The following is a 22,240-nucleotide window of genomic DNA, read 5'->3' on the forward strand; positions in this document are numbered from 1 at the left end:
CAATTATTGGCTGGGTTGTGCCGGGTCTTGGGTGATGGATTTGACAACCCTTTTTGTGCCTTTGCCTATGGCCTGGACAGTGTCACGGGAGCCATGGCCAATATCCGTCGTCACGTTTTTTGTGGTGTTACCGATTGAATGGCCTGCTTCTTTTAATTCGGCACAAGCAGACAATAGGCATAATAGCGCCAAGCCTGTAAAAAATTTTGTAATTAGTGTGGTCATGTCATCCTCAACTTAAATAGGGGGCGTCACGTTCCCATAGGGCGTCAACGATTCCGCATGATAGTCAGCAATGTGCCGGAAGTCCACTGTGACCGGATAAAGTGTGCGCCAGTCCACTTGCAGGTGAATGTTTAACGGCAAAATGGGGAACCACAACATTTGTCAGCGGTAAGTCTGTAAAATCCGGTTAAAATAATTTAAGGAGCCAGCCGATACCCAAATATCCCGGGCCGGTCACGATAAATGCTCATCGCCAGCCCATCAGCCCCAGGTTTTAGAGGCGCTTCCTAAAGCCCCAACAATAAACGGAACAAGTCGAATGTGTAAAGTCATTATCATAGGTGCAGGCCCTTCGGGCAGTATTGCCGGTGCATTATTGCAAAACCGGGGCCATCAGGTGACCATACTGGAACGCCAGCTGTTCCCGCGTTTCAGCATAGGCGAGAGCCTGCTGCCGCAATGCATGGAATTCATCCAAGAGGCCGGTATGTTGGATGCCGTTGTCAACGCAGGTTTCCAGTTTAAAAACGGCGCGTCCTTTATGTTCCGTGACCAGCACACGGCGTTTGATTTTGAAGACAAATTTAGCGCAGGCATGGGCACGACGTTCCAAGTCCAGCGCGGCCGGTTCGATAAACTGCTTGCCGACGAAGCCGCCCGGATGGGGGTTGATATACGCTGGGAAATGGAGGTGACCGCCGTGGATTTTTCCGGCGAAAAACCAAAACTTGACGTGCGCGGCCCGTCCGGCGAAGTGACGGAATACGAGGCGGATTTTGTACTCGACGCCAGCGGTTTCGGGCGCATCCTGCCGCGCTTGCTGGACTTGGAATCGCCGTCCGGCTTTCCGGTCAGGCGGGCTGTGTTCGGGCATATTGAAGACCGCATCGGGTGTGCGCAATTTGACCGTAACAAGATACGCATCACCGTCCATCCCGAACACAAGGATGTTTGGTACTGGCTGATCCCGTTCAGCAATGGCCGCAGCAGCATAGGCGTGGTCGCCGAAGCCGGTTTTTACCAGCCGTGGGATGATAACGCCACCGCCTTGCAAGACATCATCAACCAAGACGGCAGCTTGCGCGAGTTACTTAAAAACGCCGTGTTTGACGGCGACATCAACGCCATCACCGGCTATTCTGCGAATGTCAAAAGCCTGTACGGCAAAGGCTATGCGTTGCTCGGCAATGCCGGGGAATTCCTGGATCCGGTGTTTTCATCCGGCGTGACCATTGCGATGAAATCGGCGAGCTTGGCCGCGGCTGTTTTAGACCGGCAATTCAAGCGGGAAGCCGTGGACTGGAACACTGAATATGCCATGCCCTTGCAGCGTGGCGTCGATACCTTTCGTGTGTTTGTCGATGCTTGGTATGACGGGCGTTTCCAGGATGTGATTTTCCATCAGAACCAACAGCCGGAAGTCAAGGCGATGATTTGCTCGATACTGGCCGGTTACGCCTGGGATGAGGCCAACCCTTATGTCAAAAACGCCCGTTCCAGACTGGATACCTTGGTCGAGTTATGCCGCGCGGATTAGCTTTTTTGCTGATGCTGGTTTGTTTAAGCGGTTGCGCCTTGGTAGGGACAACTGGCGGTTCAGGGTCAACCGAGCTGCTACCGATGGCCCCGCCAGTCGGCCCCGCCAGACGTATCGTGCAGCAAATAACGGCATTCTGGCCGGGCCGGCAGGAATCGCTGCTGTGCGTGCTGGAACTCGATAAGCAACACATTGCGATAGCGGGCTTAAGCGGCGACGGCCTCAGCCTGTTCAATTTAAGCTATGATGGTAAAACCGTAACTCTGGACAAGAGCCCGCTGTTACCGGCCGCCTTTTCCCCGGAATTCATCATCAAAGACCTGCAACTGGTCTATTGGCCGCTGGCCGAATTACAAAAAATATTGCCCAAGAACTGGCGTTTGGAAACCGATGGCCAGCATCGCAACTTGTATGACAATAATGGCAAACTTGCCGACGTCGATTATTTGCAGCCCGATACGGTGTGGTCTAAAGACGTGTCGGTGACCAACCATCGCTATCACTACCATCTGCATATTCTTACCCTAAGTTATGACACTCTACCTGAATGACTTAGGCTTGTTGTGCGCGGCCGGAAATTCCAGGCCCGAGGTCATCAAACGTCTATTGGCTGGCGACCGTTCCGGGTTAATTGCAACGGATGCGTTCGGCCCTACCACCATCGTCGGACAAATCAACTCCGAACTACCCGGGATCGGCCCGCGCTACCGTATCTACAATTGCCGGAATAACCAGCTGCTGCTGGCGGCGTTAAGCCAGATTAGGACGACGGTAGACCGGATGATAGAAAAATTCGGCGTAGATCGTATCGGCGTCGTGCTGGGCACGAGCACGTCCGGCGTCAGGAACACCGAACTGGCGCTGGCCTACCAGGCCAAACACGGTGCGCTGCCGGAAGGCTTCCATTACAAACAGCAGCAAATGGGCGCGGGCGCGGATTTTCTTAGCGAATACTTAGGCGTGACCGGCCCCGCCTACACCATTTCCACCGCCTGCTCATCCAGCGGCAAGGCGTTCGCTTCGGCCCGCCGCCTGATCAACCTGGAGTTATGCGACGCGGTCATCGTCGGCGGCGCGGACAGCTTATGCCGCCTGACCATTAACGGTTTCGCCGCGCTGGAATCGCTCAGCAACGGCTATTGCAAACCGTTCGGCCTGCATCGCAATGGCATCAACATCGGCGAAGCGGCTAGCCTTTTTGTGCTGAGCAAGGAACCGGGGCCGGTCGCGTTGCTGGGCATAGGCGCAAGCAGCGACGCCTATCATTTTTCCGCCCCCGACCCGGTCGGCACCGCCGTCATCGCAGCGATGCAAAAGGCCTTGCACGACGCCGGCAAGCGGCCGGACGAGGTCGATTACCTGAACCTGCATGGCACGGCGACCGTTTTAAACGATGCGATGGAAAGCAAGGCCGTTAACGCGGTGTTCGGCAACCAAATCGCCGCCAGTTCCAGCAAAGGTATGACCGGCCATACCCTGGGCGCGGCGGCGGCGTTGGAGTTGGGTTTTTGCTGGCTGCTGCTGACTGAAAGCGAACATGGGGCGTTAATCCCCAATATTAACGACGATGAGCCGGATACCGGCTTAGCGCCGCTGCATCTGGTGCAAAAAGGCGAAAGCCTGGGGCGCGGGATTCAGGTTTGCCAGAGCAATTCTTTTGCGTTTGGCGGGAATAATTTGTCTATTGTGGTTGCGAGGGCGTGACGTAAGGTACACGAGGCTTACGAGTTATTGCAATATCCATAATGAAGTTTGCTACTTATAGTCTGTAGTATCAAAGTCATCAGTCAGAAATAATGTACTTTTTTACTTGTTTTGACGATGCCCAGAATCCCAAGCTCTTCATTGCGTACCACTCTTGCTGAAAATGTCCGCGCTTTTCGCAAAGCACAGAGCATTTCACAAGAAGAACTAGCGGATCGTTGCCAATTACACCGCACATACATTGGCTCGGTGGAGCGTCAAGAGCGAAATGTTTCTTTAAGTACGCTAGAAGTTCTCTCTGAGGTTCTTGGTGTTAGCGTCGCGGAACTGCTAACCCCGAAGTCCCAGCATGATGCAAAAAACTCCAACTGATTACAAAAACCTCATCCTATCGTCCGGCAAGACCATCTATGATGCCATTGAAATTGGCGATACTGATTTCTGGATTCCCACAATACAACTAGAGGCGCTGCTTAACAAAGGCTTGCAAAGCAAAATCCTACAGGATGAGCAAGGCAGGACACTGCCCAATCGGACGCGCTCAAAGATTGTAAAAATGTATGCTTGCGAAGCCTTGGGTTACCCGATTCCGAAATCCTTTAAGAAAACCCAACCCCGCTTTGTCGGGCAACAATTTGACACCTATGCGCAAAAATCAATGAATTTGCAGATATGGAATGAAGAACTTGCTCCTAACCGTCGTTACGCAATCATCCAAATCTCAGAAGATGACGTAGTGCTAAAAGTGCGGGTCGTTAATGGACAGGAACTGGCGCTTCTTGATACCACAGGCACTATCACAACAAAATATCAGGCAAGACTTGAAACAACTACCAACACGCACGAATTGGTATCACCCCAAGATACCGTCCCAATGCTACCGCACGTCAGTCCTAAAATTTTTTTAGCTCCATCCACCAATCCCACTGATGATCCAGAAAGTGGCAAACTACTTTCCATTAATGAAGTTTTTGAACGATTGTCGCCTCTGGTCGGACAATCGTTTGCCGATCCGGGGATGGATCAAGAACGTAACCGGGGGGCTGCACTTCATCAGTTGATTTGCTCGCGCCTCGGTTACAGTCGTTATGAAGACAAAGGCCAGTTCCCTGATATTCGCCATCAATTGCTGGAAGTTAAACTGCAAACGTCACCAACAATTGATCTTGGCTTGGTGCTGCCGAGTAGCGAAAGTCTCCTTGATGTTCCACAACTTGGCAACTTTCACCCACGCCATTGTGATGTCCGGTACGTCCTGTTTTACGCAAATACTGATGGTATTTCCGTGACTTTAACCCATGTGATTGTAACGACTGGCGAGGATTTTTTTACGAGATTCCGACGCTTTGAGGGCAACATAAGAAACGGTAAAATCCAGATTCCGCTACCGCGTAACTTTTTCTCGTGATACTCCGAACACCTGCCAAACCCGCCCATCAAGTTCCAACGCCAAGTTGTCCGCCTCGACAGAGGGGATTTTAGAATGGATTTCTTTTGTCAGAGCAACAATAGTTTTTGATTCTTCGCGGTTCGGGTCCGGCAGAGGAAACTGCTCAACATATTGCGTGATAAAGCGGCGGCGGCCGGCATACAGTTTATTGTTGAAGCGATGATCGTAGAAGGTTTCAATAAAAGTCGAATTGGCCACGGCAAGCGCCAGCCATAGCAAATCCTGTTCACTTTCGTTTTCACATCGTAACCAATAGCATTCGCCGTTGACGATTCCGCCATCCGTGTCTAGCCAAAAAACCGGTTTATCGGAAATGTCCAAAAACACCAGCTTAGGGTAAGGCCATGCCGCCGGGTCTTGTGGCACCCAAAGTTCATACCATTGCCGCCCAGCCTGGATAACATAATTTCTTGCCGCCAAAACATCACGATACTGCTCAAGGTAATGTGCCGCTTTTGGGTAGCGATTTAAATCCACCGCGCTTCGGCCATACTCCGTCACCTCGTGAGGATAGAGTATTTTTTTAATGTGCTTAGGATTGGTTGGCACATTCGTTTTGAAGCGGCGGGCGCAATGGCGGGTTATCAAGGGGCGCAGCAATTCAGGGCATCCGCCTGGCAAGTCATCCCAATCATGGCGGATGAAAATCTTGTCAGCCGTTGACTTGACGCCTACCCTGATCTTGCCAATGCGTTGGAACGTCTGCCAAGTGTTGCTCTCAACTGTCGCCAGCCATGTGTCTGTTGCTTGAGTAGCAATCCTCCAAACCCCTTCAGAATTTCCAGTATTATCCAGTGTTCCATGCCGGATGCGGAAATGCCGACCATCGGGTAAAGCAACCACTGTATTATCCTCGGCGGCAAACGCGCTTAACGCATCAGGAGTATCCAATGACGCCTGATCTATGGTTTCATAGATTGACGAATAAGCAATAGGGTTGTTATTACTGCGTTTTCGAGCGCCAACACCATGCGCTAACAACACGGAAGGCAACACCGCCGCGCCAAAAAGCTTGGTATCGCCAAGATCCCAAGCGTGCAAAATTTGAAATCTTGACAATAGCTCGCGTCTAACCGCCTGTCCCGATTTCGTCGTCATAAACCGGTTCGAGGTAATTACGCCAGCGATCCCTTCGCTTGCCAAGACTTGGGGAATAGCCAATAAAAACGGATAATACAAATCGACTCGTCCAGACAAACCGAAATTCTTTGCCAGCTGTTGTGCTTGATAAGCACCCATGATTTGGGTGCGGACATAAGGCGGATTGGCGATAATTAGATGAAAAGGTTCTTGTTCTTCACCGATAGCAAAAAGGTCGCCACAAGATTGGATGCTCAGGACATGTTCCAGGAAATCTTTTTGTTCTAAATGTTGATGTAGGTAAGGAAAATTTTGTCGCAGACGTCTTTTAGCAAATTGAACAGCTTCGGGATTCGTGTCATATCCCACGACATCTAACCGCTTTCTGGTAACTAAAGGGATTTGCTTAATCAATTCCGCTAATAACACGCCATCACCGACAGCAGGGTCTAATACCCGGATTTTTCCGTGCTTGGGAAGACTGGCTATCCGCAGCATTTGTTCAGCGACAAATTGAGCAAGTATCCCAGGTGTGTAGGTTGCCCCATCGGCTTTTTGCTGGTTAGCATCACTGTATCGCGGAGCAGTTGTTACTATATTAAGCATTAATGAAGCCTATTTGATACTTATAGTCATCATTATAAATTGCTATGTAAGTCAATGAAAGCCCAAAAAATAGACAACATAAGGCAATAACAATAAATTTACGGTATTTTAGAGCGTTGGGGACAGAAATAGCGTTCGATGCGAGAATTAATAACAAAGAAATTACTTTTACCCATAACAGAAAAAGCATCGTCCGAGTAGTCGTTATAAGCATGATGGTATCCAATTTCATCTTGTCTAATTCCAATTTTAAATTATGAATCATCTAACCATTTGCCGTGGATATTGTGGTTTTGTTTTTGGTGAAACAATCAGGAGACAAATAATGAAATTATCAAATATTGAAAAGCAAGTGGTCGCCAATATGCACGGTTTGCCGTTAGATAAACAGCAATCGGTTTTAGAGTTTAGCTTGTTCTTAAAATCTATAGCCCAGGATGCCGTACAACAAAATAAACCACAAAAACGCCAGGCCGGCTTAGGGAAAGGCACTGTCTGGATGAGTGATGGTTTTGATGGCTCTTTGCCTGATAGCTTTTGGCTGGGCGAGGAATAAAGGGTGAAATACATCCTGTTGGCGTTCGCAAACTCACCCCAATCTACACAGATACATCCCAAGGAACCCCATTTGATAGATTGCACCGACATCGCCGCATTGATCCCGCATAGCGGCCAAATGATATTGCTGGACAGGGTTGTTGATTATGACGAGCACACGCTGACTGCGGAAATGGTTGTCCGGCCCGATGGCTTGCTAGGCGATGACAAAACCGTGCCGGCGTGGGCGGGTATCGAATACATGGCGCAGGCGGTGGCGGCTTATGTGGGCATTAGGGCTAAGCTGGCCGGGGAGCCGATAAAACTGGGGTTTTTACTTGGCACGCGCCGTTATGCTAGCAATGTCCCTTGTTTTAATGTCGGCACGGCGCTGACGATACAGGTAAAAATTATCATCCGGGACGATAAACTGGGGGTTTTTGATTGTAAAATTCATGGGGCAGGCATTGAAATCAGCGCCAACCTGAATGTCTATGAACCCCCGATAGAAATTAAGCTAGATACCAAACTATGAAGAAAACGATTTTAGTGACTGGCTCCAGCCGCGGCATAGGCAAAGCCATTGCCTTATATCTGGCCAAGCAGGGCTATGACCTGGTGCTGCATTGCCGCAGCCAAAAAGCCCGGGCGGACGAGGTGATTGCCGAAATTGAACAATTAGGTTCATCAGCTAGGCTGTTGCAGTTTGATATTGGCGACCGCGGCCAGTGCGCCGGACAACTCAACCAGGATATTGAGCGGCACGGCGCCTATTACGGGGTGGTCTGCAACGCCGGCATCACCGCCGACAATGCGTTCCCATCATTGACCGGCGAGGAATGGGACAGCGTGATCCACACCAATCTGGACGGCTTCTATAACGTCTTGCAGCCGGTCATCATGCCGATGGTCAGACGGCGCCAGCCAGGGCGCATCGTCACCTTGTCGTCGGTGTCCGGCATCATGGGCAACCGCGGCCAAGTCAATTACAGCGCGGCCAAGGCGGGCATCATCGGCGCCACCAAAGCGCTGGCGTTGGAGCTGGCGAAACGCGATATCACCGTCAACTGTGTCGCGCCAGGTTTGATCGCCACGGACATGGCCGATGGGCTGCCGCTGGACGAGATCAAAAAAATGATACCGGCACGCCGGGTCGGTGATCCTAAAGAAGTCGCGGCGGCGGTTGCGTTTTTAATGTCAGAAGATGCGGGCTACATCACCCGCCAAGTCCTATCGGTCAATGGTGGCTTATGTTAAAACGTGTGGTCGTGACCGGCATGGCCGGGATTTCACCGATAGGCAATGACTGGCAACAGGTCGCAGCGCGGCTAAAAGCGCAAGCCACCGGAATCCAGTTCATCGGGGAATGGGACAAATACGTCGGCCTGAACACCCGTTTAGGCGCCCCCGCCGATTTTACCCGGCCTGCGCATTATTCCCGGAAACAAACCCGGGGCATGGGGCGCATCGCCTTGATGGCGACTTATGCGACGGAACTGGCGCTGATCGACGCGGGTTTATTAAATGACCCTATCCTTAACAGTGGGCAGATGGGCATTGCTTACGGCAGTTCCGCAGGCAGTTATGAGGCGTTGGCGGAATTCGGCAATATGCTGCTCAACCATACCGTCAATGGCCTCAACGCCACGTCTTATATCCGCATGATGTCGCATACCGCCGCCGTCAATATCGGGATTTTTTTCGGCATCAATGGCCGGGTCTATACGACCTCTAGCGCCTGCACGTCTAGCAGCCAGGGCATAGGCTATGCGTATGAAGCGATCAAGCACGGCCACCAGAAACTGATGGTGGCGGGTGGTGCCGATGAGCTTTGCGCATCGGAAGCCGCGGTGTTCGATACGCTGTTTGCCACCAGCACCCGCAACGGCACCCCGGAAAAATCCCCCAGGCCGTTTGACCGTGACCGGGACGGCCTGGTCATCGGCGAGGGCGCCGGGACGCTGATCCTTGAAGAGCGCGGGCACGCGCTGGCCCGCGGTGCCCGTATCCATGCCGAACTGGTCGGTTTTGGCACCAATTCGGACGGCTTGCATGTCACCCAGCCTGACAGCAATAGCATGCAAACGGCGATGCGTTTGGCTTTGCAGGACGCCGGCCTTGACGCTTCGGCTATCGGTTATGTCAGCGCCCACGGCACGGCGACCGCGCATGGCGATGTCGCCGAAAGCCATGCCACGGCGGCGGTTTTTGGTGCGAAAACCCCGGTCAGTTCGCTAAAAAGCTTCACTGGCCATACGCTGGGTGCTTGCGGCGCATTGGAAGCGTGGGTGGCGATCAACATGATGAACGAAGGCTGGTTCCACGCCACGGCCAACCTTGAAAATATTGACCCGGCTTGTGCGCACTTGGATTATATTAAAGGCGATATCCGCAACTTAAATTGCGGGTATGTTATGAGCAATAATTTTGCTTTTGGCGGTATAAATACCGCCTTAATTTTTAAACACATCACACAATGAGGATAATAACAATGAAAAAACTTTATATCGTGTTGGTTTTATCAATGATGGCGGGCTGTTCGACGACAGGCCATTTTAAGGTGCCTGAAAGCTCCAGCTTGTATATCTATCAAAGGCCGCAGCCGGTGGATGTTAAGGCTAATGGTGAAGTGACGACCAAACCGTTTTTTTGGACCGCGGCCGGTATGCCACCTGGTGGCGGTATCCCCTATCGGCTGGAACAAAACGGCCAAACGGTTAAAGAAGGTAAACTGCGCACCAAATTCCGCCCCGTGTCATTGTTCTGGCCCCCTTTCGCCGCCATCTACTGGCCTATGGGATTCAACCCTGACATCACTTACGACCTGGTTAACGATAAGCAAGAGTAGCTGATGGCAGCCCCAATAAAATGTTGCGGAACCGGTCGTTCCATCCCGTGATACCAATGCGTTTCATTGGGGTTGCGCCGCCAAGCAGGCGCTGCAAACTGATCGGGTGGCCATGTTGTTTTGCGTATGGCGGCATCTAGGTGTTGGTTTTTAAACGGGTACCAGAGGATAGGCGAATGAAAAAAATTTATGCTATAACCGCGTGTTTATTATTGGTGGCGTGTGCATCCCCTGTGACCAAGGTTGAGCCAGTTCCGGCCACGGAGACCATTGCCCAGCTCTGCATAAAAGAAAACCCAAAAGTCTTTATGGAAGACTTTTTGCCGGAAGTAAGGCAACAAATTGAAGAACACGGTATCAAGACCGGACTTTTAAGCCCGGATTCGATATGCAACTATGTCTTGAGTTATGACGCGCAATGGTCGTGGGATTGGTTTTGGACATTCAGCGTTTACCTGTCGATGGCCGAGTTTTCTGTGACCAAAGACAACCACCAAATTGGTATGGCATCGTATACGGCAAGTTTAGGGCCATCAGCGATAGGCAAAACCAAAAATAAGATCCGCCCGTTATTGATTGAGCTGTTTAGGAAATAAGGCGGGCGGGCGGCGGGCGGGCATCCGCCCGCGGCTAGGGCTTAAGCCTGTGGCAAAATCCCAATAATCCCGTTGCTGATTCCTGACATGTTTCATTACCCAGATACTGGCCACACCATATAAAGAGGTTTTCTGGGGCTAAACACCTGACCCGGTAGTTTTTATGTACCGGGCGCCACCAACCCATGACAAAATGACCCATCCACAACTCCACGCATTTTTCGTGCAGATAGGCTTGATGCTGGCGGTCGCCTGGCTGTTCGGTTATCTGATGAAAAAATTCGCCCAACCTGTCGTGTTGGGCGAATTGATAGGTGGCATCCTCTTGGGGCCGACCCTATTGGGGGCTTTCTGCCCCGATGTTTATGCCTCGCTGTTCCCAATCGACAAAACCGTCACCACGAGCATTGACGGCCTGCTTAAGGTCGGGATGCTATTTTTCATGTTCGCGGCCGGCCTGGAGATCAATCTCGTCCATTTTCGGCAATGCAAGCTTATCATCGCCTCGACCAGCCTGATCGGCGGGGCGCTACCGTTTGCATTGGGGTTTGGCATGGTTTTGCTGTTTCCTGGGCTCTGGGGGGGAAACAGCCGTCCTTTGTTGCTTGCCCTGTTCATGGGGACAGCCTTGTCAATTTCAGCTTTGCCGGTGATTGCCCGCATATTGATGGACCTGGATTTGATCGGCACCCGGATCGGGATGACGGTCATGACTTCGGCGATGATTAACGATTTGGCCGGTTGGGCCTTGTTCGCCTTCATACTACGTAATCTGGGGCAGGGTGACCCCAGTGGAAATATTTTTTCGACACTGGCATTGGTGCTTGCCTATGCCGTGTTGGTTTTGGCGATAGGGCACTGGCTAATACAGCCTTTTTTGCGCCGTGTCCGTTATTTTCAGGATTGGCCTGGAGGTTTGCTGACTTTTGTTTCGGTGCTGATCGTGCTGGCGGCGGTGGGGGCGGAAGAAATCGGTATCCACGCCATTTTTGGTGCTTTTTTGGTAGGGATGGCAATCGGCCAGGATCAGGGTTCTGGACAGGAAAAGCCTATCAAATTGATGGTTCAGCCTTTTGCCATCAACTTCTTTGCACCGCTTTACTTCGTTTCCGTAGGCCTCAAGGCGAATTTTTTCAGCCAGTTTGACGGCATCCTGGTGCTGCTGGTATTTGTTGTCGCCTGCCTGGGGAAAGTCGTGGGTGCGGGCGTGGGCGCCCGGCTCGGCGGGATGCGCTGGCGGGAAGCATGGCCTGTCGGCGTTGGCCTCAACGCCCGGGGCGCCATTGAAATCATTTTGGCTTCGGTCGCATTGGAGCATCACCTTATTGACCAACGCATTTTTGTCGCCTTGGTGTTGATGGCTTTCGCAACCTCCATCATCAGCGGTTCCGTTTTGAAATATCTGGCCAAACCTTAACCGGTTTGTATTCGAATGCCATGTGGCAGGCCTTACAGAGTTAAAAAACCTAATCTTAGGGTTGTACCCCGCTGCTTATGAAATATAATGGCAGCTTTTAGCTGAACTGGAGTTTGCTTTGAAACCGATAAAAGTGGGTGTGTTGGGGTTGGGTACTGTCGGTGGCGGTACGGTCAATATCTTAAAGCGTAATGCCGCAGAAATCGCCCGCCGTGCCGGACGCGAAATTGTCATCACCCGCGCTTCGGCAAGGGATTTGCATAAACCGCGGATTTGCGATACGCAAGACATACAAGTCACCAACGACCCGTTTGAAATCATCAACGACCCCGACATCGACATTATCGTGGAAACTATCGGCGGGGCAGGGATAGTCAAGGACATGATCCTGACCGCCATCGCCAACGGCAAACATATCGTCACCGCCAACAAATCGCTGATCGCCACGCATGGCAACGAGATTTTCGCCAAGGCCAGCGAAAAAGGCGTGATAGTCGCGTTTGAAGCGGCGGTGGCGGGCGGCATCCCGATTATCAAAGCCATACGCGAAGGTTTGAGCGGCAACCAAATCCAATGGGTGGCGGGCATCATCAACGGCACAGGCAATTTTATCCTCACCGAAATGCGCGATAAAGGCCGCGATTTTGGCGATGTGCTGGCGGAAGCGCAGTTTTTGGGCTATGCCGAAGCCGACCCCTCGTTTGACGTGGAAGGCATTGATGCAGCGCATAAACTGACCATCTTGGCTTCGATTGCGTTTGGCATCCCTTTGCAATTCGAGAAAGTCTTTACCGAAGGCATCACCCAAATCACCCGTACCGATGTCGAATATGCCGAACAGCTGGGCTACCGCATCAAACACTTAGGCATCGCCAGAAAAACCCCGGAAGGCATCGAATTGCGCGTGCACCCGACCCTGATCCCCGAACGGCGGTTGATCGCCAACGTCAACGGCGTGATGAACGCGGTGCTGGTGAAAGGCGATGCGGTGGGTGCGACGTTGTATTACGGCGCCGGCGCCGGTGCCGAACCGACCGGTTCGTCTGTGGTCGCCGATGTCATTGATGTGGTGCGGGCTTTGACTTCTGACCCTGAAAACCGTGTCCCGCATTTGGCTTTCCAAGCCGATGCGTTGGCGGACATTCCGGTGTTGCCTAGTGAGTGCATCAAAACCTCGTATTATTTGCGCCTGAATGCGGAAGACAAACCCGGTGTATTGGCCGATGTGACCAAAATCCTTGCCGACCACAACATCAGCATTGAAGCGATGATCCAAAAAGAACCGTCAAAAGGCGAAACCGCCGTGCCAATCATTATGCTGACACAAATCACTTTGGAGCAGGAAATGAACGCGGCGATTGCCGGGATTGAAGCATTGCCGGCTGTCAGTGGCAAGGTTAATCGGATTCGGATGGAGACGCTGGGGTAAGCAAAACTACTTTCGGCTTGGAGAATATCATGCAGGCTCAAAAATTAACCCCGTTGCAACTGGAGTTATTAAAGCTGTTCAGCCACGAAATCACTAACCAGCAACTAGCCGATATAAAAAATTTGCTGGCAAATTATTTTGCCCAGCAAGCAACTCAAGAAATGGACAGGCTGTGGCAGGAAAAGGGCTGGAATGAAGGGACAATGATTGAATGGACGGATGAACATCTAAGAACGCCTTATCATTCTTCATGAAAGTTGTAATAGACACCAACGTATTGTTGGTTTCTATCCCAAAGCAATCGCCTTACCGCGTTATTTTCGATCATTTGATTGCCAAAAAATACGATTTGCTTATCAGCAATGAGGTGCTGCATGAATATACCGAAATCATTGCCCGAAAAGCTAATCCAGTAGTTGCAAATAATATCGCTGAAATGTTGCTGACCTTATCAAACGTGCATAAACATGAGGTTTATTACAAATGGCAGCTAATCGACGCGGATAAAGACGACAACAAATTCGTCGATTGTGCGATTGCGGGGAATGCCGATTTTTTGGTAAGCAATGATAGGCATTTCAATGTGTTAAAAACAATAGAATTCCCCAAGTTACAAGTATTGACCATTTCTGAATTTATTGGCCACCTATAATGGCGGGCTAATTCTTAAAATTAAATAACAATCTGGCAGAGTCCAGACGTAAACTCCTATAGGAACCACCATGACCCGCTATACCGGACTTATCGAACGCTACCGTGACCGCCTGCCCGTCAGCGCCAACACCCGCCTGATCAGCTTGGGCGAAGGCAACACGCCTTTGATCCAATTGCAAAACATCCCGCGCCTGATTGGCAAAGACGTGGATATTTACGTCAAGTTTGAAGGCCTGAACCCGACCGGATCATTCAAAGACCGTGGCATGACCATGGCGGTGACCAAAGCCGTGGAGGCGGGCAGCCAAGCGATCATTTGCGCGTCCACGGGCAACACTTCCGCTTCCGCCGCCGCTTATGCCGTCCGCGCTGGCATCAAGGCGTTCGTGTTGATCCCTGAAGGCAAAATCGCTCTGGGCAAATTGGCGCAAACTTTGATGTACGATGCCAAAATCATCCAGATCAACGGTAATTTTGACCGGGGCATGGCTTTGGTCAAAGAAGTCGCCGAGCTGGCTCCCGTGACCATCGTCAACTCCATCAACCCTTTCCGCATCGAAGGCCAAAAAACCGCCGCGTTTGAAATTGTTGATGAGTTGGGTTTCGCGCCGGACTACCACTGCCTGCCCGTCGGCAATGCGGGCAATATCACCGCGTATTGGAAAGGCTATACCGAATACGCACGCTATTCGGCTGGCCACACCGCCGTGACCCGCAGCTTGCCGGTCATGTGCGGTTATCAGGCGGCCGGTGCCGCGCCGTTTGTCGCTGGGCATCCGATAGAAAACCCTGAAACGGTGGCGACCGCCATCCGTATCGGCAACCCGCAATCTTGGGATTTGGCTTGGAATGTCCAAAAAGAATCCGGTGGTTGGTTTGATAAGTTCACTGACGAGCAAATTTTGGCGGCGCAAAAGATGCTGTCGCAGTTTGAAGGGGTGTTTTGTGAACCCGCCTCGGCGACTTCTTTGGCAGGTGCATTGCATGACATCGGCACGGGTAAAATCCCCGAAGGTAGCCGCATCGTTTGTACGCTGACCGGCAATGGCATCAAGGATCCTGAAATCGCCATGCAACAATGTGCCAACACGCATCCTGTGACGATAGATGCCAGTTTGGATGCGGTTAAACGGGCAATTTTGGATAACCTGTAAATCCCCCCAACACGGATAATGTCCAGGTAAGGATGTTATCCGTGGCTTCAACGATCGCCCATGCATTTTTTTCTGATCACTTAGAGATTGGAAACTGACATCATGGGCGGCTTGCGCTAAAATTTTTCATCCCTACGATCCGAGCGATTGTGATGAAAACGCCACCGAAACCAGCCGCACAACCGCATCCAGCGGAATTGCAACATCTGCATCAGCTTTATGAAAGCGGCCGCCTTGTGCAGGCCGAAACCACCGCGCTGGCGATGCTGCAAAAATATCCTAAGTCCATCGCCATATACAATCTGCTTGGGCTTTGCCAGCAAGGCCAAGGCAAACTGGGCGAAGCCGCCTCCAGCTTCCGCAAATTATTGGCTATCGACCCGCGCGTCGCCGAAATCCATTGCAATCTCGCGACGATATTAAGCCAGCTAAATGACCCTAAAGCGGCTATCGCCAGTTACCGTAAAGCTTTGCAAATCAAACCCCAACTGGCCTTGGCGCAGTTCAATTTGGGCGCCTTGTTGCAAGCACAGGGTCTGTTGCAAGAAGCCGCCCACCATTACCAACAAGCGGTCGCCATTGAACCGGGTTTTTTTGAAGCCTTGGGTAATCTGGGGACGGTTCTGCAACAACGCGGCCAGCTCGAGGCCGCCGAACAATGTTACCGCAAGGCGTTGGTTTTGCGTCCCGATGCCCGTGGGCATTTCAATTTGGGCACTACCTTATATGGGCAAGGCGAACACGAAGAAGCGATCCGCTCCTTCCGTAGCGCAGTCAAACTTGACCCGCATTTTGCCGACGCGTGGAATAATTTAGGTGAGGTATTACGTGATCGGGGTGACATGGCAGAAGCCGTGCATTGCTATAAAACCGCGATAAACGCCCAATTTGACCATGGCCGCGCCCATTACAATTTGGCGGAATTTTTTTGCCTTAACGGGCAGTTGACGGAGGCAATCCCGTATTTTGAAGCGTCACGTTTTGCCGATGCGCCAGAACGGGCCTTGCAATGTTTATATAAAACCCGCCAATTCGAAGCGTTTAAAGCCAAATTTGAGCGCTTCACCGCAAACAGGCGGCATGCGTCAGTTTTGCTTGGCACATTATCCACGCATTATGCGGTTAATTTTCAGCAAGAAAACCCTTACCGCTTCTGCAAAGACCCTATGGGTTATGTGCAACATACCCGGATAGAGGAATTGTCCGCCCCTGAAAATCCCTTGCTCGACCGTTTATTGCACGACATCCAAAATCTCGCAATCGCGGAACGCAAACAAGGACGCCTGTATTTCGGCATCCAATCCGCAGGAAATTTGCTGCAACGCCCGGAACCCTCATTTCAAAAACTCGCCACGCTTATCTGTAACAAAATCAAGGGCTACCAAAAATGCTTTAGGGGCGGCACGGATGAGTTGATAAGGGGCTTCCCTAAAGGGATAAGCTTTGCCAGTTCATGGTATTTGCGTATGAAACAAGGCGGATACTTGACCTCGCACATGCACGAAGAAGGTTGGATTAGCGGCTGTGTTTATTTGCAATTGCCGCCTGAAAATGGCCGCCATGAAGGCAGCTTTGAATACGGCCTGGATGGCGACGGTTATCCCCGCTTGCATGACGGGTTTCCTAGCCAAATTGTCGATTTGAAAATAGGTGACCTGGTGCTGTTCCCCTCGTCTTTATTCCACCGCACCCTCCCATTCCATGCTGGCCTCGAACGCGTGTGCGTGGCGTTTGATGTTAAGCCTGGGCCGGTTTAGTGGCCACCAGACCGGGATCCCGCCGCTGATAAGGGCGGGATTCCGGCCTATCGGAAGAGCTTATTTTTTAATGATGACCTTGTCGTCAATCACCAACTCGGAAATCCCCCCCAAAGCCGCTTTTAAGGTGCAGCTGGCGTTTTTGAAACCGCCGGTTTTACTGTTCTCGCCCACCCATTTCAGAGTGATATAACTCTCTTTATCACTGACTGTTTCTGACGGGAAAAACACTTGTTCGCCCGTGGCTTTTTTGACTTCCACAGGACATTTTTGGTTTGCCATCGTTTGGATGGCGACGTAATTCCTGATCATGGACGCCGCTTCCATTTCTTCTTTGGATTGTTGCTTATTGGTGCCGACCATAATAAATCCGCTTGCAAATACCGCAACGACCGCCAGTATGATTTTCATTGTTTCAGACATGGTTGTTTCCCCTCATGGTTTTTTTAGTTGGAGCTGTGGTGCCGTGTTACCGACGTGGAGTGGCATAAACCCCGGTTTATGCCGGATAATTCTAAAATTCAATCCCTTGCTCGGCTTTAATGCCTTGTTCGTAGGCATGTTTTACCATGACCATTTCGGTGACCGTGTGGGCAATGGCGATCACTTCCGGCGCGGCGTTGCGTCCGGTCAGTATCACATGCATCCACGGGGCCTTGTGGTCACGGATGAAATCGGCGATTTCTTGCCCGGAAATCCAGTTATAACCGCAGCAATAATTGATTTCATCCAGCAAGACCACATCAAATTCTTGCGACAAGATTTTTTGTTTGCTGAGTTCCCAAATTTCGCGGCTGGTTTTGATGTCTTGTTCGGGGTTTTTGGTGTCCCACGTAAAGCCATCACCCAGCGCGTGCCATTCGATATTGTCAAAACGGGCGGCGGCTTTTTGTTCGCCCGTTTGCCATTGGCCTTTGATGTATTGGATGACGCAAATTTTCATGCCCCAGCCCGCCGCACGGAAGACCATCCCTAGGGCACTGGACGATTTGCCTTTGCCGTCGCCCGTGTTGACCACCACCAATCCCTGCCGCCTTTCTCTGGTTTTCATCATCGTTCCCTTAAATACAAGTCCCGCCATTTTAACGCATCGGGTACTTTCAATCATGGTAAAGTTGCCTTATCCTGTATTGATGTAGATTTTCCGTAGCCACGACAGTTTGTTTCTGAGCTTCGTGGATGTGTATAACCCCTTGACCCTTGATTAATCCATGACTGATGCCAGTTTATTATTTTCCAATGCCAAACAAGTCATTCCAGGCGGCGTCAATTCGCCCGTGCGCTCCTTTAGCGGTGTTGGCGGTACGCCTGTGTTTATTGACCATGCCTGCGGCGCTTATATTTTTGATGCCGAAGGCAAGCAGTACATTGATTATGTCGGTTCATGGGGGCCTATGGTGTTGGGCCACGCCCATCCTGAGGTCATTGCGGCGGTCAAATCGGCGGCTGAAAAAGGCCTGAGCTTTGGCGCACCCACGGAAATTGAAACGTTGATGGCGGAAAAAGTCTGCCAATTATTGCCGTCCATGGACTTGGTGCGCATGGTCAGTTCCGGCACGGAAGCGACCATGAGCGCAATCCGCTTGGCGCGGGGCTACACGGGGCGCGACAAAATTGTCAAATTTGCAGGCTGTTACCATGGCCATGCCGATAGTCTGTTGGTCAAAGCCGGTTCCGGCGCGTTGACCTTTGGCGTGCCCAGTTCCCCTGGTGTGCCCGCGTCGGTGGCGGCACATACCTTGACCTTACCTTACAATGATAGCGAGGCGGTGGAAAAACTGTTTGCCGAATGCGGTGCAGACATCGCCTGCATCATCGTCGAACCCGTGGCGGGGAATATGAACTGCATCCCGCCCGCATCTGGCTTTTTGGAGACTTTACGGCAAGTTTGTGACGATTACCAAAGCGTATTGATTTTTGATGAAGTGATGACCGGCTTCCGGGTTGGCCTGCAAGGGGCGCAAGGCTATTACAACATCACGCCCGACCTGACCACGCTAGGCAAAGTCATCGGCGGCGGTATGCCGGTCGGTGCGTTTGGCGGCAAACGGGAAATTATGGAACGGCTCGCGCCTTTGGGGCCGGTGTATCAGGCGGGGACTTTGTCCGGCAATCCGGTGGCGATGGCGGCTGGCTTGAAAACGTTGGAACTGATCAGCCAACCCGGTTTTTATGAAACCTTGACGGCAAAGACGGAACGCCTGACGGCGGGGCTGGAAACCGCCGCCCAACACGCCGGAATCCCTTTCACCACCAACAGCGTCGGCGGCATGTTCGGCCTGTTTTTCAGCGCCGCCGACCAAATCGCCACTTTTGCCGAAGTCATGCAATGCAACCAGGAACGGTTTAAGCACTTTTTCCACGCCATGTTGGAACAAGGCGTGTATCTGGCCCCGTCGGCGTTTGAAGCGGGGTTTGTGTCGATGGCGCATAGTGACGCGGATTTGGATGCGACTATCAGCAAAGCGGCTGAGGTGTTTAAGCAGTTGTAAGCCCTCGTTAAACTAGAAAATTTAATGATTTATTGTCCACGAAAAGCACGAAAGACACGAAAATATGGCTATTTTCAGAATAGCAAGGCAATTGAAAGAACAGTTAACTTAATGAAGTAAATTTTTCGTGCTTTTCGTGCTTTTCGTGTCTTTCGTGGACAAATCCATCAATTCAAACACCTATGACACCCTCCTTCCAACTCCACCCACGCCTACAGGCAGACTGTATCCCTGTAGGCCGTTTTGAACTTTGCCAATTGTTGCTGATGAACGATAGCCAATACCCTTGGTTCATCCTCGTACCGCAAGTGGACGGTTTGCGCGAGCTTTACGAGCTAGGCAAAGCGCAGCAACAGGTATTCATGGAAGAATCGAGCTATTTGGCTGAACAATTGGCGGTGCTTTATCAAGCCGACAAAATGAATATCGCCGCTATCGGTAATCTGGTCCCGCAGTTGCATATCCACCATATTGTCCGTTATCAAACCGATAGGGCCTGGCCCGCGCCTGTATGGGGGAAATTTGCCGCGATACCTTACGGTGATGCAGAAATCGCAGGTCAACTCGCGCAAGTCAGAAATGCGTTGGCAACACTGCAATGGTAGTTTGCTTATAACTGCCATTGCGCAATAAACGGCAAATAAAAATCCATATCCTGCACGGTCGCGCCTTTTTGTGTCACCAGTGCCGAGGCAAAATCTTGCGCCCTGCGTAAGGTCAAGGTCAAAGGCCAATGATGCTGTAAACCCAATAATAAGACGCTGGCAAAAGCATCGCCCGCACCGACGGTATCAACCACCTCGGCAAGCGCGTTGGGGGTGACTTCCACATATTCACCGTTATCCGTCAACGCCACCGCGCCCAATTCACCCCGCGTGACAATCAACCCCGTTAATTGATACGTATCCAAAAAACCTTGCAAAGTCTCTTTTAGCGTAGCTTTGGTTTCGGCAAGTTGGCGCAATTCATCGTCATTGAGTTTGACCCAATCGGCAGTTTGTAGCCATTCTGTAACGGTTTTGGCTTGCCACCATGGTGCGCGTAAATTGACATCGACAAACACTCTCCCAGAATGCTGTGCCAGCAATTTGCGCAAGGTTTGCGTCGAGGTTGGATTCCGCAACGCCAGCGTCCCATGATAAATGACACCCGTTGACCCAGCGGCTTGACCCGGTTCGGCAAGGTAATCGTAAGCCTGATGGTCGAGAATCTGGTAGGCGGGTTCGCCATCGTTGACCGTGATTTGCACCACGCCTGTCGGGTGTTCCCAATCGGTTTGCAAATTCTCGGTGCCCATACCCCAAGCCATCATCCCAGTGCGGATTTTATCGCCCAATTCATCAGCGCCCACTCGGCTGATAAAACAAGGCTGTTGGCCAAAGGCCTGCAAATGCCAAGCGACGTTAAACGGTGCGCCGCCCAAAATTTGTTGCCCGTCCGGGAATTGGTCAAACAACACCTCGCCGATAATGGCAATGGTTTGTGGGGTCATGGTATTTCCTCGCTATGCAAATGGCTTAAATCTACTGATATTGATTGCGATTGTACAGGCGTAATGGTGTCCGCCAAGCAGGCTAGTTAGCGCAAATCAGCACTACCCGAAGCCCTATCGCTATGTAATAATAAACGGCTTTGATTTTGCGGTATTTCTTTAGTCACACTCCCCGTTTCTTGCGGGTCTAACGCACACATAAGGGCATTAATAATGGATGAGAACAAAAAGAAAGCACTCGGCGCGGCTTTGATGCAAATTGAAAAACAATTTGGTAAAGGTTCGGTCATGCGCATGGGCGATGTCGCGGCTTCACGTGATATAGAAGTGGTTTCTACGGGCTCATTGGGATTGGACATCGCCCTAGGCTGCGGTGGTTTGCCACGCGGTCGGGTGGTGGAAATTTACGGCCCGGAATCTTCCGGTAAAACCACGCTGACCCTGCAAGTGATTGCGGAAATCCAAAAACTCGGCGGCACAGCGGCGTTTGTCGATGCCGAACACGCGCTAGACCCGGGTTATGCCGAAAAGCTTGGCGTTAACGTTGATGATTTGCTGGTTTCCCAGCCTGACACAGGCGAACAAGCTTTAGAAATCACCGATATGCTGGTGCGCTCCGGCGCGGTGGACATTGTCGTCATCGACTCGGTTGCGGCCTTGACCCCAAAAGCTGAAATCGAAGGCGATATGGGCGATTCGCACATGGGTTTGCAAGCTCGCTTGATGTCGCAAGCCTTGCGTAAACTCACCGCCAATATCAAACGCGCCAACACATTGGTGATTTTCATCAACCAAATCCGTATGAAAATCGGCGTGATGTTTGGTAGCCCAGAAACCACCACTGGCGGTAATGCGTTAAAGTTTTACGCTTCCGTCCGTTTGGACATCCGCCGCATCGGTTCGATTAAAAAAGGCGATGACATTATCGGTAACGAAACCCGTGTGAAAGTCGTCAAAAATAAAGTTTCGCCACCGTTTAAAGAAGCGGAGTTTGAAATTTTATACGGCGAAGGCATTTCCTTTGTTGGCGAATTGGTGGATTTGGGCGTGAAATACGGCTTCATCCAAAAATCCGGTTCTTGGTACGCTTACGGCAATGAAAAAATCGGTCAAGGCAAAGACAATGCCAAACAATACCTGAAAGAACACCCTGAAAAAGCCTTGGAAATCGAACAAAAAATCCGTGCGGAAGCGTTTTCCAAACCGATTCCAGTGCTTGAAGAAGAGCTGGCCGAAGAGCCGTTTGTTGACGACGAGTAACA

At 51.3% G+C, this 22,240-nt stretch carries 25 protein-coding genes; 20 read left to right on the top strand and 5 right to left on the bottom strand.

What is annotated here, in order from left to right; all coding sequences use genetic code 11:
• Positions 1 to 3: 3 nt before the first annotated feature.
• On the bottom strand, positions 4 to 225 hold the full coding sequence (locus METMI_RS0115350) for a hypothetical protein (RefSeq protein ID WP_019867182.1): 222 nt from the start codon (positions 223 to 225) through the stop codon (positions 4 to 6).
• A 319-nt stretch (positions 226 to 544) separates the two neighbouring features.
• On the opposite strand from METMI_RS0115350, the gene METMI_RS0115355 reads away from it, so the two are divergent.
• The 5 genes from METMI_RS0115355 (at position 545) to METMI_RS0115370 (ending at position 4,874) form a co-directional block, all read left to right on the top strand.
• Positions 545 to 1,762: an NAD(P)/FAD-dependent oxidoreductase gene (locus METMI_RS0115355; RefSeq protein ID WP_019867183.1), complete on the top strand. Its 1,218-nt coding sequence runs from the start codon at positions 545 to 547 to the stop codon at positions 1,760 to 1,762.
• A complete protein-coding gene (locus METMI_RS0115360) occupies positions 1,747 to 2,313 on the top strand; it encodes a DUF3261 domain-containing protein (RefSeq protein ID WP_019867184.1) in 567 nt (188 codons plus the stop codon). Before METMI_RS0115355 ends, METMI_RS0115360 begins: the two co-directional genes overlap by 16 nt.
• Positions 2,294 to 3,466 (top strand): beta-ketoacyl-[acyl-carrier-protein] synthase family protein, encoded by a 1,173-nt coding sequence (locus METMI_RS0115365; protein WP_019867185.1) that lies wholly within the window; start codon positions 2,294 to 2,296, stop codon positions 3,464 to 3,466. Before METMI_RS0115360 ends, METMI_RS0115365 begins: the two co-directional genes overlap by 20 nt.
• A 117-nt stretch (positions 3,467 to 3,583) precedes the next feature.
• The gene (locus METMI_RS26340; protein WP_083930339.1) at positions 3,584 to 3,838 is read left to right on the top strand and encodes a helix-turn-helix domain-containing protein; all 255 of its coding nucleotides are present in this window, start codon (positions 3,584 to 3,586) and stop codon (positions 3,836 to 3,838) included.
• Positions 3,816 to 4,874: a hypothetical protein gene (locus METMI_RS0115370; RefSeq protein WP_019867186.1), complete on the top strand. Its 1,059-nt coding sequence runs from the start codon at positions 3,816 to 3,818 to the stop codon at positions 4,872 to 4,874. Before METMI_RS26340 ends, METMI_RS0115370 begins: the two co-directional genes overlap by 23 nt.
• Here the strand turns inward: METMI_RS0115370 and METMI_RS0115375 are convergent.
• Positions 4,851 to 6,602 (bottom strand): Eco57I restriction-modification methylase domain-containing protein, encoded by a 1,752-nt coding sequence (locus METMI_RS0115375; protein WP_029151739.1) that lies wholly within the window; start codon positions 6,600 to 6,602, stop codon positions 4,851 to 4,853. The genes METMI_RS0115370 and METMI_RS0115375 overlap by 24 nt on opposite strands.
• Positions 6,603 to 6,927: 325 nt before the next feature.
• Between METMI_RS0115375 and METMI_RS0115385 the strand changes: the two genes are divergently transcribed.
• The 12 genes from METMI_RS0115385 (at position 6,928) to METMI_RS0115440 (ending at position 16,994) form a co-directional block, all read left to right on the top strand.
• Positions 6,928 to 7,158, top strand: coding sequence for a DUF2281 domain-containing protein (locus tag METMI_RS0115385; protein ID WP_019867189.1), 231 nt, complete (start codon positions 6,928 to 6,930; stop codon positions 7,156 to 7,158).
• Positions 7,159 to 7,161: 3 nt separating this feature from the next.
• Positions 7,162 to 7,674, top strand: coding sequence for an ApeP family dehydratase (locus METMI_RS0115390; RefSeq protein ID WP_019867190.1), 513 nt, complete (start codon positions 7,162 to 7,164; stop codon positions 7,672 to 7,674).
• A complete protein-coding gene (gene fabG / locus METMI_RS0115395; protein WP_019867191.1) occupies positions 7,671 to 8,396 on the top strand; it encodes a 3-oxoacyl-ACP reductase FabG in 726 nt (241 codons plus the stop codon). The genes METMI_RS0115390 and fabG overlap by 4 nt, the downstream gene beginning before the upstream one ends.
• On the top strand, positions 8,390 to 9,619 hold the full coding sequence (locus tag METMI_RS0115400; RefSeq protein ID WP_019867192.1) for a beta-ketoacyl-ACP synthase: 1,230 nt from the start codon (positions 8,390 to 8,392) through the stop codon (positions 9,617 to 9,619). The genes fabG and METMI_RS0115400 overlap by 7 nt, the downstream gene beginning before the upstream one ends.
• Positions 9,620 to 9,630: 11 nt before the next feature.
• The gene (locus METMI_RS0115405; protein WP_019867193.1) at positions 9,631 to 9,987 is read left to right on the top strand and encodes a hypothetical protein; all 357 of its coding nucleotides are present in this window, start codon (positions 9,631 to 9,633) and stop codon (positions 9,985 to 9,987) included.
• A 176-nt stretch (positions 9,988 to 10,163) separates the two neighbouring features.
• Complete coding sequence (locus METMI_RS24285) at positions 10,164 to 10,583, top strand: hypothetical protein (protein WP_019867194.1); 420 nt, start codon at positions 10,164 to 10,166, stop codon at positions 10,581 to 10,583.
• Positions 10,584 to 10,776: 193 nt separating this feature from the next.
• Positions 10,777 to 12,000: a cation:proton antiporter gene (locus tag METMI_RS0115415; protein ID WP_198007927.1), complete on the top strand. Its 1,224-nt coding sequence runs from the start codon at positions 10,777 to 10,779 to the stop codon at positions 11,998 to 12,000.
• A gap of 118 nt (positions 12,001 to 12,118) precedes the next feature.
• Positions 12,119 to 13,429, top strand: a complete 1,311-nt coding sequence (locus METMI_RS0115420; protein ID WP_019867196.1) for a homoserine dehydrogenase — start codon at positions 12,119 to 12,121, stop codon at positions 13,427 to 13,429.
• Positions 13,430 to 13,458: 29 nt separating this feature from the next.
• Positions 13,459 to 13,683, top strand: coding sequence for a hypothetical protein (locus METMI_RS0115425; protein ID WP_019867197.1), 225 nt, complete (start codon positions 13,459 to 13,461; stop codon positions 13,681 to 13,683).
• Entirely contained in the window at positions 13,680 to 14,081 is a 402-nt protein-coding gene (locus tag METMI_RS0115430) for a putative toxin-antitoxin system toxin component, PIN family (protein ID WP_019867198.1), read from the top strand. Before METMI_RS0115425 ends, METMI_RS0115430 begins: the two co-directional genes overlap by 4 nt.
• A 70-nt stretch (positions 14,082 to 14,151) precedes the next feature.
• The gene (gene thrC, locus METMI_RS0115435) at positions 14,152 to 15,237 is read left to right on the top strand and encodes a threonine synthase (RefSeq protein ID WP_019867199.1); all 1,086 of its coding nucleotides are present in this window, start codon (positions 14,152 to 14,154) and stop codon (positions 15,235 to 15,237) included.
• A 152-nt stretch (positions 15,238 to 15,389) separates the two neighbouring features.
• Entirely contained in the window at positions 15,390 to 16,994 is a 1,605-nt protein-coding gene (locus tag METMI_RS0115440; protein WP_019867200.1) for a tetratricopeptide repeat protein, read from the top strand.
• 60 nt (positions 16,995 to 17,054) lie between these two features.
• On the opposite strand, the gene METMI_RS0115445 is transcribed toward METMI_RS0115440, so the two are convergent.
• Both METMI_RS0115445 and cobO read right to left on the bottom strand, forming a co-directional pair.
• Positions 17,055 to 17,417, bottom strand: a complete 363-nt coding sequence (locus METMI_RS0115445; protein ID WP_019867201.1) for a hypothetical protein — start codon at positions 17,415 to 17,417, stop codon at positions 17,055 to 17,057.
• Between the two features lie 91 nt (positions 17,418 to 17,508).
• Positions 17,509 to 18,045, bottom strand: coding sequence for a cob(I)yrinic acid a,c-diamide adenosyltransferase (cobO, locus tag METMI_RS0115450; RefSeq protein WP_019867202.1), 537 nt, complete (start codon positions 18,043 to 18,045; stop codon positions 17,509 to 17,511).
• 160 nt (positions 18,046 to 18,205) lie between these two features.
• Here cobO and hemL point away from each other — a divergent pair, with 160 nt between their 5' ends.
• Together hemL and METMI_RS0115460 are read left to right on the top strand one after the other, a co-directional pair.
• Positions 18,206 to 19,486, top strand: coding sequence for a glutamate-1-semialdehyde 2,1-aminomutase (gene hemL / locus METMI_RS0115455; protein ID WP_019867203.1), 1,281 nt, complete (start codon positions 18,206 to 18,208; stop codon positions 19,484 to 19,486).
• Between the two features lie 182 nt (positions 19,487 to 19,668).
• Entirely contained in the window at positions 19,669 to 20,091 is a 423-nt protein-coding gene (locus tag METMI_RS0115460; protein WP_019867204.1) for an HIT domain-containing protein, read from the top strand.
• A 5-nt stretch (positions 20,092 to 20,096) separates the two neighbouring features.
• Here the strand turns inward: METMI_RS0115460 and METMI_RS0115465 are convergent, their stop codons facing one another.
• Positions 20,097 to 20,978, bottom strand: coding sequence for a carbohydrate kinase family protein (locus METMI_RS0115465; RefSeq protein ID WP_019867205.1), 882 nt, complete (start codon positions 20,976 to 20,978; stop codon positions 20,097 to 20,099).
• Between the two features lie 213 nt (positions 20,979 to 21,191).
• Here METMI_RS0115465 and recA point away from each other — a divergent pair, with 213 nt between their 5' ends.
• Positions 21,192 to 22,238, top strand: a complete 1,047-nt coding sequence (recA, locus tag METMI_RS0115470; RefSeq protein WP_019867206.1) for a recombinase RecA — start codon at positions 21,192 to 21,194, stop codon at positions 22,236 to 22,238.
• Positions 22,239 to 22,240: the final 2 nt, after the last annotated feature.

It is taken from the genome of Methylovulum miyakonense HT12 (genome assembly GCF_000384075.1).
GTDB lineage: Bacteria > Pseudomonadota > Gammaproteobacteria > Methylococcales > Methylomonadaceae > Methylovulum > Methylovulum miyakonense.